The organism is Wolbachia endosymbiont of Drosophila pseudotakahashii (assembly GCF_026015925.1).
Taxonomy (GTDB): Bacteria; Pseudomonadota; Alphaproteobacteria; order Rickettsiales; family Anaplasmataceae; genus Wolbachia; species Wolbachia pipientis.
Genome location: NZ_CP110359.1, coordinates 609,707 through 623,793, shown reverse-complemented (window position 1 = coordinate 623,793; position 14,087 = coordinate 609,707). Strand labels below are relative to the sequence as shown.

The following is a 14,087-nucleotide window of genomic DNA, read 5'->3' as shown; positions in this document are numbered from 1 at the left end:
TCTAAAACACAGATTTTGTATCTAGGGCAATTTACAAAGTTCTTCCCTTCTCCATCTAATGCATAAGCTTAAAACATTAGATGCTTTTGACAAGATACAAGGGCAGTTTGTAATTACACGATTAGAAGAAAAGCAAACGTCGTATTTTCCCTGTGGATTAGCAAAAAAGGTTGAATTTAGATTAAGTTTAAGGCGTTATGTATGACAGCATATTATGTAGCCGGAGAAAATGAAATGTTGGATTACATATGTTTTAAACACTATGGATATAGCTCTGGAGCAGTAGAAATAGTATTGGAGGAAAACCCTGGACTTGCAGATTATGGAAGTTTTTTGCCTGCAGGATTAAAGATCAGGTTACCTAGAATACAAGAGCAATTAAAAAAATCGAAGTTAAAAGTGTGGGAATAAATGGAACCTGAATTTAGCATTGAAGGAATAAAAGATCATGTAATATCGGTGCATATTACTGATGAATCTAGTACTATAGATGATATCGCAGAGGTATGTGTTGATTATGGCAATGAAAATGTAGAAGTTCCAAATGAATTGAACATAGCACTAGGTTATAAGGAAACGGGAATCTTTCCAATGGGTGTATATACAGTCAATGAAGTTACGATACAAGGCCCACCTAAGACCCTACTAATAAAAGCTCATGCAACAAATTTAAGAATATCTTTGAAGGCAAAAGTATCAAAAGAATGGCACCAAATTACCATAGAAAACTTAGTAAAAGAAATAGCTCAAAAACATGGATATGGATACAAAGTCGCTGAGGAATTTAAGGATATATTGATACCCCACATCAACCAAATAGATGAAAGTGATATCAGCTTGTTAACTAAAATAGCAATATAAAACGAAGCAATGGCAAAATTAGCTGGTGGGTATATATTATTTATTTCAAAAAACATGGCAAAATCAGCCACAGGAAAAGCTTTAGGAACAACGAATATTAGACCTCAAGACACAATTAATTGGAAAGTGCATTTTACCGTACGTGATAAGTATAATTCAGTAGTGGCAAAGTGGCATAGCTATGAAAAGGGCGAAACTATTAAAGAAACAGTTGGTAGCGGTGAGCCAAGTTATATTATGCTGGAACTTTACTCAAATGCAGAGTCAGCACTAAGTGCAGCAAATGCCAAGTTGAAACAATTGAAGCGTAACAATGAAACTTTAGATGTAACTATGCCTGGTAATCCTCAAATTTTTGCAGAAGCTAAACTTAATCTTCTAGGTTTTAATCAAGCGTTAGATGGTGAATGGATAATTAATAGAGCGGAGCATACTTTAAATAGCTCGGGTTACCTTACTATGTTGTCAGCATCTTTGAGTAAGTAATGTTAAGAAAAAAATGAGTAATGATCTATTTAATATGAAGAAACTGTGTGCCAAATATGAAAAAAATAAAGTATAATGAAAGAGATAAACTACATTTCGTATGGTTCATACTATTAATAGTATGCGTTGTTATTACTTATTGCTATCAAAAATCTAAAGCTACAGATAATTATAACAAAACATTACAAGTGGCTGCTAGTAATTGCAACTTAGAAATAGTAAAACTTTTAGTAAAGGATATGGCTCCAAACTTGAGTGGAACAACGTTACATTATGCAGCAAGAAAAGGATGTTTAGACATTATCAGATTTTTAATAGAAGAGGAAAAAGTAAATATAAACGCACTTGATAGAAATGCATTTAAAAGAATAGCTTTACATCACGCTGCAGGTGAAGGACACCTAGAAGTTATTAAGTTTTTATTGGAGAAAGGCGCAAATCCTAATATTAGAGATATAGATGGAAAAAACCCAAGAGATGTAGCTGTGCTAAGATCACGGCACAATAAAGATAAACCATACGATGAAATTATACACTTGCTCTATAATGCTGAAAAAGAACACGAATCTGAGCAGTAATATTTCGTAACCGGAAACAAGAAGTAGTTGAAAGATTACACAGTTAGGAGAAACATGCAAAATCAAAAAATCCCAATTACAGTAATTATCACGTTATTAATACAAACAGTAGCATTTATATGGTGGTTATCCAAGCTAGACTCAAGGGTACAATTTCACGATAAACTTATTGAATATGGTTTAATGGAAAAAGTGTTAGTACTTGAGGAAAGGGTAAAAAATCTTTCTGAGGAATTGGATGAGTTTAAATTACACGTTCTAAGCGGAAAAATTAAATCTTAATACCTTTACCCAAATTCACAATGATTAAATATATTTTATCCGTTGATGGAGGTGGCATTAGAGGCATCATACCAGCCATTATTCTAGCAGAAATAGAGCAAAGGACAAGAAAACCGATAGCTGAAATCTTTGATCTTATGGCAGGGACCTCAACCGGTGGAATTGTTGTAGCTGGATTATGTAAAAAAGATAAACCTCAATATTCTGCTAATGATTTAGTCGAGTTCTATCGGGAATATGGACCATATATTTTCAAGTCTTCATTTTTTAGGCGATCAATATTATCTTGGTTTAACTGTGCACAATACCCATATAAAAATATTGAATTTGTATTGGACAAATATTTTGGTGATGATACTCTACAAAACACTTTAAATAATGTACTGCTTACCAGTTACAACATTCAGAATAATTACCCATTTTTCTTCAAAAGCTGGAAAGAAGGTAATATTAAGCTGAAAGATGCACTCAGAGCTGCAACGGCTGCACCTACTTACTTTGCACCTAAATATCTTAAAATCAACCACAAGGAAATGGTATTAGTGGATGGCGGGGTATTTGCAAATAATCCAGCGGCTTGTGCATATGCAAGTGGTAAGAGGTTATTTCCAAATGATGATATTCTACTGTTATCGATAGGTACTGGAAGAACAGATAGAAGCATAGAGTATGCCAATTCAAAGAGATTTGGAAAAATAGGCTGGATAAAACCACTATTACATGTGATGTTTGCCTCAAGCTTAGATTCAGTAAATTACCAACTTGATCAAGTTATAGGTGATAAATATATACGCATACAATCGCAATTAAAAATAGCATCACCTGACATGGATAATATTACATCAAAAAATATCAAATCTCTTCAGCAAGAGGCAAGTAAAATGATAGAGGACAATCAAAAAGTGATAGAGAAATTCTGCATAGAAGTGTTAAATATATAACTATCTTTACTTATATCTTAATATAATATTTCTCAGTACCGTCTTTAACACAATTCAATTTTCACACTCATCAGCAGTTAGGCCACTTGCTCGCAAAATAACATCAGTAGAAACACCTGCCTTTGCTAGATTTTTCGCAACTTTGATTTTTTCTATTTTTTTAACCTTTTCTTTACTATCCTTCATACTCCTAGATAAAAATTTTACTAATCCATTTACTAATTCCTGCTCTTCAGTTTTTCTTAGTAAAGTGAGTAGTTCACTATCTTCATTTGTTTTAGGTAGCAGAACTTTAATATTCACTGATAAGTGTTCTGCTATTTGATATAATTTGTCAAATGATATGGCAGTGTATCCTCTTTCATAATCGTGTATTTCCTTGAGCGTTAAATCAACTTTATTCGCCAAATCTTTTTGAGTATATCTCCTTATCAACCTCCATTCTCTTATTCTTTGTCCTATTCTGTAATATATAGAGTCAGTGCAGACTTCTTTTCTTGTATCATTATATTCGTAAGTAGATAAGCCGGTTGCTTGGGAAATAATATCAGTAGAAACTCCTTCTTTAACTAGATTTTTTGCTACCTCTAATCTTGCCTCCTCTTGATTGATTTTCTCGCTAATATGAACAAACCTGACTAATGAAGGTACTATTTTACCTAACTTTTGATCCTCGTATATTTTCGTTAGATAGAGTATTTCTTCGTCTTCATCTTTATACTCTCTTACTACTACTGATTCAGGTAGCAGATCTATAACAGTAGATGATAATGCTTTTGCTATTATATATAATACTTCAACAGGAATAGCGCTATAGCCACTTTCATAGCTGTTTACTTCTTGGTATGTTAAACCTATTTGACTTGCTAATCCTATTTGAGTATGACCTCGCATTAACCTACAATTTTCTATTTTTTGCCCTATTCTATAACTAACATTGCTTGCAGAAACAAACACATATACCTCCATTTAAGAAAAAACTTTATTGCTATAATTTTTTTACGAGCTATCCATCTAAAACCATATCAATGGATAAACCTACTGCTTGCAAAATAATATCAATAGAAATTCCCCCTTTTACTAGATCCTTTGCAACTTTAATCCTTTCTATCTCTCTCACTTTCTCCTCACAAATACGTATTCCCTCAAACAGAGATTTTATTAGTGCATGACGTAGTTTTTGGCTCTCAATTTCTTTGTATTCTTTAATCAAATCAAGCAGCTCATTTTCCACTGTACTACCTTCATCTTTCTCTATTAGTAGATCTGTAATATTAATCGATAACGCCTCTGCCATTTCATATAATTTATCAAGTGGAACAGCAGTCCTTCCTTGCTCATAGTTGCTTATTTCGTCACGTGTTGTACTCATTTTTTCTGCTAAATCTTTTTGAGTATACTCTCTCACTAGCCTCCATTCTTTTATCTTCTTTCCTATTTAGCAGTAAATAGAACCTCCTTTTTCTTCAACGCATTCATCAGCAGAGAGGCCAATTGTTTTTGCAACAATATCAACAGAAACTCCTGCTTTAACCAAACCTTTTGCAATCTTTATTTTCTCTGCTTTTTTACTACTTTTCTCACCAACTCGGGTAAATTTTGTTAGCAAGTAAAACACCTTGCGCAACTCTTGATCATTAATCGTTTTATATTTTCTTACTAGATTTAATATTTCCTCTTCTTCGTTTTTAAGGCAAATTTTTTCACTTGATACAGGAATAAGATCTATGATGCCAACTGATAACACTTCTGCTATAGCATACAATTTCTCAATCGAAATTTTACGTATTCCTTTTTCATATTGTAGTACTATTTGATACGTTACGCCGATTTTTCCCGCTAAATCTTTTTGAGTATACCCCTTTGCTAACCTACGATTTCTTACTTCCTGTCCTATTACTTTGTAATCTAAAAAATTAGAGCATTTATTCTCTTTTCTCACATCTTATACCTCATAATCAGAAGAACTATTACGTATACTTAATTGGCAACCTTTTTGACAAACTGAACTCATCTCCTTTCAAATAATTTTTCTATATCACTTAGTTTCATTTCTATATACGTTGGTCTTCCGTGATTAGAATATGGAGTTTTCTCAATTTGTCTTAGTATCTCATTCATCTCTTCCAATTTCATTTTTCTTCCTGCTCCATGGCAAGCGATTGTGGCTGATATTTTATTCACCTTATCCTCTATTGGTAGCGTATCTTCTATTTCCGTTAATTTATCTACTATATCAATAGTTATCTCCTTTACATCTATTGTTCCCAAGATTGCAGGAATTTCTTTTACCTTCACTTTATCTTCTGATTCTATTTCAATACCAAAACCCATTTCAAAAAGCTTATCTTTATACATTTTAACCATCTCCATTCCAGCTTGGTTTTCGATTTTAACTGTTTCAGGAAGAAGAAGTTTTTGTCTTCTTATGCTTGATTTTTGCTTTAAGCGCTCGTAGATCAACCTCTCATAGGCTGCATGTTGATCTACTATAATCAGCCTATCTCCAGCCTCAGCAATAATGTAAGTATTGTGGACCTGACAGCGTGCATATCCTAAAGGATGATCCTTTACCAAATCAATTTGCTTCCTTTCTAAAACCATCGTTCCCTTTTGGGATGGAGATTCTCCATATTTAAACGTTCCTGGTAAGCTTTGCCTTCTTTCATCTGGTGCATTGAATTCTTTCATTAGACGATTTTCTAAAAGACTTGGCCTCTTTTCATAAAACTCTTTTTGATTTTTTTTCTCTTTACTATCAACCTGCTCTTGGCTTTTACTATCATTGAAAATTAGCTCCTCTTCAATACCTTGACCACTCGCTGCAAACCTCGTTGATAGTGTTTTTATTATCCCTCTTCTCACTATTTCATATATTAGCCTTTTATTCTGAAATCTTACTTCTGATTTATTTGGATGCACATTTACATCTACTTGATCGTATGGTATCTCCAAGTGCAGCGCTGCAAAAGGATACCTCCCAACTGGAATAAAATCTTGATACGCATATCGAATTGCACCTATAAGTAGATTGTCTTTTATTGGCCTTCCATTAACAAACGTATAGATCTGAGTTGAATTGCCACGACTAATAGTTGGTTTACGGATGTATCCCGTAAGTTTGATGCCGTCTTCTTCCTCTTTAACTTCCAGCGAATTGCTCTGAAATTCTTCTTCTATTTCACATAGTCTGTTAAATAATGAAGTTTGCTTAATATATTTTAAGAGCTTTTTATTACCGGAAGTAAGAGTAAATCCAATACTATAGTTAATCATTGCTATGTTATTTACAATATCAACTATAGCTTGTGTTTCTGCCCTTTCGGTTTTTAGAAATTTTAGTCTATTTGGAGTCGCAAAAAATAAGTCACGAACTTCAATATATGTACCCTGCAGTAAAGAATAAGGGGTAATCTCTCTTATTTTTTCTCCCCCCTCATAACTTATAGACCATGCTTCATTTACTCTTTTTGCTTTCGATGATAGCCTAATTCTACTCACTGCTGCAATTGAAGGCAAAGCTTCTCCTCTAAACCCAAGGTGTTTGATTTCTATTAACTCACTATCGCTTAATTTTGAAGTAGCGTGGCGCATAAACGCAAGTTGCAAATCTTCCTTTTCTATTCCATTTCCATCATCTGTCACAGTTATAAGATTGCGCCCACCACTTTCTATTTTGATCTCTATTTCTGAACTTCCAGCATCTATTGCATTTTCTACTAATTCCTTTACTACACTTGCTGGCCTTTCGATTACTTCACCCGCTGCTATACGGTTTATTGTTTTTGTATCTAAAAGAATTATTGCCATAATACCCCACCCAATCTATGAAACTTAGAGTTCCCTCTATTTTTTGGTGATTTCTTGACCTCACAATCTCTATATTTTAGCTTTTTAGATTCCTTTCTAGCAAGTCTATCTGTCTCCTCATTGTACATATTACCGTTGTGAGCTCTAACCCACTTCCAATTAATATCATGCTGCAAAGCAACTTCTTCTAGTTTCTGCCATAATTCCCTGTTCTTCACTGGCTTTTTATTGGCTGTCTTCCAACCATTTACCTTCCATTTATTGATCCACTCTGTTATACCTTGCTTAATATACCGACTATCAGTGTGTAAAATAACTTTGCAAGAAACTTTCAACATCTTTAGCCCGTTAATCACAGCCTTTAACTCCATTTTGTTATTCGTTGTGTTTTCTTCACCTCCAGAGATGCGTTTTTTGATAAAGACACTTTTATTTTCATACATCACCACGGCTGCCCATCCACCAGGCCCCGGATTTCCAGAACATGCTCCATCTGTATATATTATAACCTTCTTTTTTTTGCCCATACTTACAGGATATAGATTCAACGTAAATTTGCTACCGAAATATGTTGATATTATTTTTTGAATATTTTAAAATGTAAGGTGTGAGAGATTGACAAACCTGTCCTCACGATGTTAGGTAAATCGTAATTGAGCTTTTAGGCTCGTATTTTTATTAGGAGGTTAGTCTCTCATACCCAAAATAATTGTTTTTAAAGCTCTTTATAACTCATGAATTCATTTGCTGGGGTTTATAGAGGGAGTTGTAAAAGATGATAGAAATATAACATTAAGGTGCGTGGTAGCATTCTAGGGTCATTTATGAAGGTAGTTTTTTGCCAACTCTTGAAATTTAGCTAACTTTAATAGACTTTAGCACAAAAACGTTGAATATTTCTTCACAATTGTGTATAATTACCAATACTTTTTAAGTGGATTCCTTATGGCTATTTCTAAGTTTCTTGATCCTAAAAAGGATATATCGTTCAAGCGCATCTTTGGCACTGAAAAAAATAAGGACATTCTTATTCACTTCCTTAATGATATCCTTGGCTTCACTGGCAAAAGTACAATAAAGGATATAGAGTTCTTAAGTACTATTCAAGACCCTGATATTGCTTCTAAAAAACAAAGCATTGTTGATGTTCTTTGTAAGGACTCTCAAGGCTCCAGGTATATAATAGAAATGCAGTTCACTAAGAGCATGTCTTCAAACTGAAGAATGAGCTAATTTGTGAAGCATAATAGTGATCATATTAAAGAAGATATTGTTTTTTGAGATAAGAGGAGAATGCTCGTAATCTTTACTCATGCGCCTGAAATTGGAAAGCCAGGCAAAAGTTCTCTCAACAATCCAACGTTTGGGAATAACTTGAAATCCTGTATCAACTATTTTCTTGGCAATCGTTAATAAACATCCCGTTTCCAATAAGCATCTGTTTTGTAATTTACCTATGTACCCTTGATCAGCAAAAAACTTACGTAAAGTTGGAACTTTGCATTTAGCTTGGGCAAAAAGATTTAGAGCACTATCACGATCTTGAATACTTGCACTGTGTACTTCAGCAGCAATTACAAGACCCACAGTATCCACAATAATATGGCGTTTTCTGCCCTTTATTTTCTTTCCAGCATCGTATCCTCTAGATCCCCTTTTTGAGTCGTTTTTACTGACTGGCTGTCTATTATTCCAACTGATGGAGTTTCATTCTTACCAATTATCTCTCTTACTTTTTTAACTAGAAAATCATGAATTTCTTGCCATATTCCACTTTTTTTCAAGCGCGAATTACAGCTATACACAGTTTTCCATGGTGGAAAATCTTTAGGTAGTTGTCTCCATTGACAGCCTGTTTTCATCACATAGCGGATTGCATTAATAATTGTTCTAATATTATATTTTCTTGGTCTGCCGGTCTTTTTGGCTTCAAAATATGGCTCTATTATTTTCCATTCTTTGTCACTTATGTCGCTTAGGTACATTTAAAATTTATCTTATACCACACTTCTTACCTCTTTTCTACTTATTTTGAAGACATGCTCTTAGGTATCTTTTTTTGAACTTCTTGTACCAACTATAGAAGAAAGTGGAGGTTACCATACAATTCGAACTCGCTCTCTGTTTCGTTATGGTAGATTGGAAAAATTGGCTGTTTTAGATAATTTCTTAGCGATTTTTGTTTATGTAAAGGTCCATATATGATTGAGAAAGAGAGAACATTGAATCACATGTATAGTAAAGTAAGCAATAAAAAAATTTTTATCAACACTTGCAGAAAATTTTGCAAAGCAAATCACACACAAACTTTTTAGAAAATAACGTACATTCTAAGTTTTCCACCTTCAAGCTCAAGAATCCATTTAGTTGCTTGCAACCTCTAGTAAAAACTCAAGAAAAGAAAATTTTGCCCTGCAACTAACTCACTATCAACAAAAGACTTAACCATATCACGCACATCCTGATATATTAAGGAAATTCACGTATAGAGCTATGCTCTAGAGGATTTTTCACACGAAGAACATGTGGGTTCGATATAAGAGTGTTTGGCACTCGCGCGTAATCATTAAATATGGCATATGATAGAACTACCGTATCACCATCAGTAACACGCTTAAATCCCCTACAATGCATGTAACGATCTAACTGTTCATCTGCATTAGCAATTTTCTGCCGTAACTCATGTGCTGCTGTAGCAAATTTTAGCTCTATTCCAGTTGGGTGAGTACCTCCAACGCTTCCTGCAGATCGCAACAATACCAGATCCAGCTTTCTTCCTCCCAACTGAAACTCAATAACTAACCTAGCAGGATTATCACAAGCATAAAATAATCCGTGCAATATAGAGTGAAACCCAACTTCCTGAGCATCATTTCTATTCACTATCCACCTTAGTGGAAATAGCACACGGGAAATGGCTTGAAATAGTTCCTGATGCCTATTTATATCTTGCCAACCAGTATTCATCATTATACTTGCAATCCTTCGTACATCGCCGACACCGCCTACCTGAAAAAAATTACCTTGAAAAGATACATTATTCCTATTCTGCAAATAAACATTAGGGGATTGAAAACTTGATACAGTAACAGCAAGACCAAGATCATCTTCGTCTCTCCTAGTTGGATCCAATGTACATACTATCTCATTCACTCTAGCACTTGGCCAATTTAATAGACTGATAGCACCAGGTGGAAACTGATGAGTTAACATATTGCATATATTAAACACAACAACCATATTTCTACTTGGTGCATAAAGAATCATAGTTAATATACGCTCTCCAATATTTACATTAGCAATACCTCCATGTGGACCTAGCATTCTGTTATTATCATGATTACTATACTGAAATAAGTGCTTAGTTACTCTTACGCGATTTCCTCTTATTGTCACAGTTCCTCTGGCAAATGCAGTACTTCCAAAAACAAATCCCGTTGTATAGGAAAATAACCTACTATTTCTACCTCTAACATCAGGTACAGCAGGCAAACCAAATAATGGGTATAATAGAAAGTCTCTCACACTCTCATCAACTCCAATAGGTTGAAATAACCTCTCTAGTAAAGAAGGTTCTCTCTCTAAAAAGTTTTCTACGCTAAGTTGAAAACGCATGCGGTTAAGATCAAAATTTAACCCTACGCAAACAGCATTCTCCGACGAAGTATGAATAGATACAGATGAAACAGGACATGTGTTAACGTAATTTTCTGCTTGCTCTAATGCATCTGCAGCACTTCTTCTTCCTGCCTTAAGCTCAATTATGATAGGCACAGAATCACCCAATCTTTGCACACCACGCACAAGAAAAGTAATATCTGTATATCCTCCTCCTACAAACAATTCAAGATAAATACCAACTGCATGGCGGTACCTAAAATTCATCAAAAAGCCCGACAGAAAGCCATGATAATCAGATTCTCTACCATCAAAACCTAGCACAGCACCATATCTATCATAAATACCAACAACGTACTGCAAAATTCTCCTAGTAACACCCATTACATTATCTGCATCATTACTTGCTAGCTCTGCTATAAGATCTGATAAGAAGCCCTGTTGTTCAGTTCTGGCAACTTCCATGAAACCATTACATGGAGATACTGATTCTCCGGTAAATGCTTCGATATCAACAAATTGCCTGCACCTTACTGCTTCCTCTTCTTCATCTTCCCCTAGATTTTCTGCCCATACAAATGTCTTATACTCTTCCCATTCTAATTCTAGTTTTTTTCTCTTAGCAGGACCATTTTGCAGTTCATGTCGCTCTATCCACTCTCTCTCCTCTAGACTAAATCTTGAACCAACGCTGTTCCCCCTATCAGCAATAGTATAACACCGTACTATCCGTCTGTTATTACTATCTCTAGTTAGAACAGCAATTTTTAAATTTCCTCTTCTAGGATTATCTGGATTATTATCAAAGCGAAAGAAAATTCTTTCATTATTGTTTGTGATACCAGCATCATGCGCAGTAGCAAACATGCCAAAAAAGAACGCCGGAAAGAAGCGATCTTTGCTAACTGAATGTAAAAAAGACGGACTCTGATCTAAAAAAGATTCAAATCTATCCATAAAACCCTGACAATCTCCATTCAATAAGCTTCTAATTAATCCAATATTTTCACCATTACCATGCATATAAATACCTCTATTTTCTGTGATAAGAAAATCCACTAACTCCAGCACCACCTAATACAGACTTTGGGCTGCCAGAGCTACAAGAATCACCACCTTGAGAATAAGGGGAAACTTTTTTTTCTAACTCAGAAAAAAGTTTTTCTGCAAATTTATCATAATTCATGTCATCTTTCATGCCGTGTCTGCTAACCATATTTAGATTGTTAACTATAGATTTCTTAAAATTTCCAAAGTCTGTATCTGAACAAAACTTTTTAGCAAATTGTAGTATTTCTAATATTTCATCCTTTTTTACATCTCTAGTACTATCTGTTTCGTTATCATTTACCCAATCAATAATCAATCCTGAAAGTGCATGGTCAATTGGAACAATCCCACCGCAAAAAAAGACAGCAGCCTTTTCTTCTTTTCCTTCCTGGATACTAAAATTACCACATTTTATAAGATTCATCATAATCTTTCTAGCTTGAGAACCTAAGGTAGGGCTTTCAATAACTTTATCCGAAAGTAAGGAAAGAAGGAGAGCATAATCTTGTGGTGATAGCATTTTACCCTCTAGCATTTTATCTTTAAATATTGGAATTATATCTTGAATTGTATCAAAAAAACTCCAACGCACCAATATTCTAAAAAGAGAATATACCCCCCTATCTTTCCTTGATAGTTCATCTAATAAAGGATTTTTATTACCTATATTACGCAGACAAAAATCTAATATGGCAGCAATACTTTCCTTGGTTTGCGCACCTGATAGCTCAGTAATTGTCTTAATCAGAAGATTTGTACTATCTTTTCCTTGTTGTCTTAAGCGGTGACTGAAATAATCTAATCCCTCGCTCCATTCGAGTTCTAAAGCTCTTTGAAAACATTCCTCATTGTTCTGTGGATTTTGAAATTTCCCTGAGTCTTTATTAATCCAAAAGCTTAATACAGGATCTTGACTTCCCATGTAATCTAGAAGCTCCTTTCTTATATATTCATCTGTCACAGGCTTACTATCATCATCTAATCCAGACGAAAATCCTTGCTTGTAAGAGTCAAATTGCTCATCAAAGAATTTCTGAATTTCATCTACTATGCAGTACCTGCATGCCATATCATATCTGGAAAACGGATTCTCTATTTCACTTACTTTTTCTTCAGTGAGTTTTTGCCCTAGCATTGTATTATTTAATCTTGCACCTAACCAACAATTCTCGTCACGAAACACATTGTATAAGAATTGCAACTCACCATCCTCTAGATATTCTACATGTCTGATATAGGTTCTTACCCATCTTTCAACAGCTAAGCGCCTTCCAGCAGTAATGCTTGGATTCCTATCTTCATAGATATTACTTTGTAAATTTTTGACTATAGCAGCATGACGCTCTGCCTTTCGCGAAACTTTTTTTGGCACTTAACCCTCCATATATTACTAAACCTATTTAGCATTATGCTAAACTGGAATGGGATTGCAACACTTAATTTGTAAAAATAGGAGAATGATTTCGTTAAACTTCTTTTGAGACTTGATTTTTGATGTTAATTTTATCGTTAAAATTTGTATATGTTCCTCAAATATATTAGAATATTCTGCTGTGCACTTTTCCTAGAAATTTTCATCATAAACTGATTGTTAAAGAAGTCTACTAGCAGCATACAAAGAGAAAAAATAATTCTGTGATATTCAAGAAAGCAGGATCAGAGTATGCATATGAAATCCATATAAACTTTGTGCATTTCTCTACTCTTAATTATGTATTAAACGAAGCGTAGAAATTTTCTATTTTTCATTCCTCTTTCTTCATAATTGAAATCTGATGTGAAGTTACTCCTGTGATGCAAGTTCCTTAATTTTATCAATAGGAAGTCCTGTGGTTCGATAGATAACATCAATAGGAACATTGTCCTCAAGTAGGTTCTTTGCTACTTCGATCTTAGCTTGTTTTCCACCTTCAGCTATTCCCTCAGCTTTGTCTCTCTCCTCGCCGATTTTGATGCCTTCATTGAATTTTTGAGAAAGAGTAGAGTGATAATCATCAGTGCGTTTTTTAGATTGATCGTAAGCTAAACGCCTATCTTCAGTCCAATTAAACTGATCTAACTCATTGTAAGCTCTACCAATAATTACATCACTACCTATTATTTTCTGCAAATCTTCCTCACTGGTTTCATTTGCATATTTAAAAAAGTATATCCATTTTTCGACTATGTTTTCTAGCTGATCTTCTTTGGTCTTTTTAAATTTAGGCAGCTCTACAAATGTAAAACTAAAGTCTTTAAGATCGTTCTCATAAGTAATTTTATCAAGAGTAACATGATCTGACTTATAAGCTTGTTTATTAGGAAACAAAATAAAATCAGCAATAGCAATGAAGATAACTTCCTTAAGATTATGATACTCTTCACCCTTGTTTGCCTGCTTTATATAGGCTTTAGCAGCATAATATTGAGCACGCTTTTCGAAACCTTTGGTCTTAGAGCATGTCTTCAAAATAAGTAGAAA

Annotated in this window: 12 protein-coding genes and 4 pseudogenes; 7 read left to right on the top strand and 9 right to left on the bottom strand. The window is 34.3% G+C overall.

Annotation, left to right across the window (positions count from 1 at the left end; genetic code table 11):
• The first annotated feature begins 58 nt into the window (after nucleotides 1-58).
• The 6 genes and pseudogenes from ONI09_RS06940 to ONI09_RS03270 all read left to right on the top strand — a co-directional run bounded on the left by ONI09_RS06940 (nucleotide 59) and on the right by ONI09_RS03270 (nucleotide 3,148).
• The gene (locus ONI09_RS06940; RefSeq protein WP_406848660.1) at nucleotides 59-205 is read left to right on the top strand and encodes a phage tail protein; all 147 of its coding nucleotides are present in this window, start codon (nucleotides 59-61) and stop codon (nucleotides 203-205) included.
• Nucleotides 202-411, top strand: coding sequence for a tail protein X (locus ONI09_RS03295; RefSeq protein ID WP_265014384.1), 210 nt, complete (start codon nucleotides 202-204; stop codon nucleotides 409-411). Before ONI09_RS06940 ends, ONI09_RS03295 begins: the two co-directional genes overlap by 4 nt.
• A pseudogene (locus tag ONI09_RS06835) lies at nucleotides 412-1,347 on the top strand (phage tail protein).
• 56 nt (nucleotides 1,348-1,403) lie between these two features.
• The gene (locus tag ONI09_RS03280) at nucleotides 1,404-1,925 is read left to right on the top strand and encodes an ankyrin repeat domain-containing protein (protein WP_265014418.1); all 522 of its coding nucleotides are present in this window, start codon (nucleotides 1,404-1,406) and stop codon (nucleotides 1,923-1,925) included.
• A 54-nt stretch (nucleotides 1,926-1,979) separates the two neighbouring features.
• Nucleotides 1,980-2,207 carry a hypothetical protein gene (locus ONI09_RS03275; protein ID WP_007302999.1) on the top strand — a complete coding sequence of 76 codons (228 nt, stop codon included), beginning with the start codon at nucleotides 1,980-1,982 and terminating at the stop codon, nucleotides 2,205-2,207.
• A 20-nt stretch (nucleotides 2,208-2,227) separates the two neighbouring features.
• Nucleotides 2,228-3,148 (top strand): patatin-like phospholipase family protein, encoded by a 921-nt coding sequence (locus ONI09_RS03270; RefSeq protein WP_265014387.1) that lies wholly within the window; start codon nucleotides 2,228-2,230, stop codon nucleotides 3,146-3,148.
• 54 nt (nucleotides 3,149-3,202) lie between these two features.
• Here the strand turns inward: ONI09_RS03270 and wmk (ONI09_RS03265) are convergent, their stop codons facing one another.
• The 4 genes and pseudogenes from wmk (ONI09_RS03265) to rnhA all read right to left on the bottom strand — a co-directional run bounded on the left by wmk (ONI09_RS03265) (nucleotide 3,203) and on the right by rnhA (nucleotide 7,485).
• Nucleotides 3,203-4,105 carry a WO male-killing family protein Wmk gene (gene wmk / locus ONI09_RS03265; protein ID WP_265014388.1) on the bottom strand — a complete coding sequence of 301 codons (903 nt, stop codon included), beginning with the start codon at nucleotides 4,103-4,105 and terminating at the stop codon, nucleotides 3,203-3,205.
• A gap of 49 nt (nucleotides 4,106-4,154) precedes the next feature.
• A pseudogene (gene wmk, locus ONI09_RS03260) lies at nucleotides 4,155-5,090 on the bottom strand (WO male-killing family protein Wmk).
• A gap of 68 nt (nucleotides 5,091-5,158) precedes the next feature.
• The gene (gene mutL, locus ONI09_RS03255) at nucleotides 5,159-6,958 is read right to left on the bottom strand and encodes a DNA mismatch repair endonuclease MutL (RefSeq protein ID WP_265014389.1); all 1,800 of its coding nucleotides are present in this window, start codon (nucleotides 6,956-6,958) and stop codon (nucleotides 5,159-5,161) included.
• Nucleotides 6,949-7,485 (bottom strand): ribonuclease HI, encoded by a 537-nt coding sequence (gene rnhA / locus ONI09_RS03250; protein ID WP_266408201.1) that lies wholly within the window; start codon nucleotides 7,483-7,485, stop codon nucleotides 6,949-6,951. The genes mutL and rnhA overlap by 10 nt, the downstream gene beginning before the upstream one ends.
• A 418-nt stretch (nucleotides 7,486-7,903) precedes the next feature.
• Between rnhA and ONI09_RS03245 the strand changes: the two are divergent.
• Nucleotides 7,904-8,164 (top strand): annotated as a pseudogene (locus ONI09_RS03245) (Rpn family recombination-promoting nuclease/putative transposase); the annotation flags it as partial.
• Between the two features lie 6 nt (nucleotides 8,165-8,170).
• Here the strand turns inward: ONI09_RS03245 and ONI09_RS03240 are convergent.
• The 5 genes and pseudogenes from ONI09_RS03240 to ONI09_RS03220 all read right to left on the bottom strand — a co-directional run.
• Nucleotides 8,171-8,557, bottom strand: coding sequence for a transposase (locus ONI09_RS03240; RefSeq protein WP_406848661.1), 387 nt, complete (start codon nucleotides 8,555-8,557; stop codon nucleotides 8,171-8,173).
• Nucleotides 8,558-8,577: 20 nt separating this feature from the next.
• Nucleotides 8,578-8,943, bottom strand: a complete 366-nt coding sequence (locus ONI09_RS03235) for a transposase (protein WP_265013742.1) — start codon at nucleotides 8,941-8,943, stop codon at nucleotides 8,578-8,580.
• Nucleotides 8,944-9,427: 484 nt separating this feature from the next.
• Nucleotides 9,428-11,599, bottom strand: a complete 2,172-nt coding sequence (locus ONI09_RS03230) for a hypothetical protein (RefSeq protein WP_265014391.1) — start codon at nucleotides 11,597-11,599, stop codon at nucleotides 9,428-9,430.
• 10 nt (nucleotides 11,600-11,609) lie between these two features.
• Entirely contained in the window at nucleotides 11,610-12,998 is a 1,389-nt protein-coding gene (locus ONI09_RS03225) for a hypothetical protein (RefSeq protein ID WP_265014390.1), read from the bottom strand.
• A 411-nt stretch (nucleotides 12,999-13,409) separates the two neighbouring features.
• Nucleotides 13,410-14,063 (bottom strand): annotated as a pseudogene (locus tag ONI09_RS03220) (Rpn family recombination-promoting nuclease/putative transposase); the annotation flags it as partial.
• Between the last annotated feature and the right edge of the window lie 24 nt (nucleotides 14,064-14,087).

Excerpts from the sequence above, each read along its gene's own strand:
- ONI09_RS03270 (WP_265014387.1), top strand. The coding sequence starts at position 2,228 with ATGATTAAATATATTTTATCCGTTGATGGAGGTGGCATTAGAGGCATC.
- rnhA (WP_266408201.1), bottom strand. The coding sequence starts at position 7,485 with ATGGGCAAAAAAAAGAAGGTTATAATATATACAGATGGAGCATGTTCT.
- ONI09_RS03275 (WP_007302999.1), top strand. The coding sequence starts at position 1,980 with ATGCAAAATCAAAAAATCCCAATTACAGTAATTATCACGTTATTAATA.
- ONI09_RS03280 (WP_265014418.1), top strand. The coding sequence starts at position 1,404 with ATGAAAAAAATAAAGTATAATGAAAGAGATAAACTACATTTCGTATGG.
- ONI09_RS06940 (WP_406848660.1), top strand. The coding sequence starts at position 59 with ATGCATAAGCTTAAAACATTAGATGCTTTTGACAAGATACAAGGGCAG.
- ONI09_RS03230 (WP_265014391.1), bottom strand. The coding sequence starts at position 11,599 with ATGCATGGTAATGGTGAAAATATTGGATTAATTAGAAGCTTATTGAAT.
- ONI09_RS03295 (WP_265014384.1), top strand. The coding sequence starts at position 202 with ATGACAGCATATTATGTAGCCGGAGAAAATGAAATGTTGGATTACATA.
- ONI09_RS03235 (WP_265013742.1), bottom strand. The coding sequence starts at position 8,943 with ATGTACCTAAGCGACATAAGTGACAAAGAATGGAAAATAATAGAGCCA.
- mutL (WP_265014389.1), bottom strand. The coding sequence starts at position 6,958 with ATGGCAATAATTCTTTTAGATACAAAAACAATAAACCGTATAGCAGCG.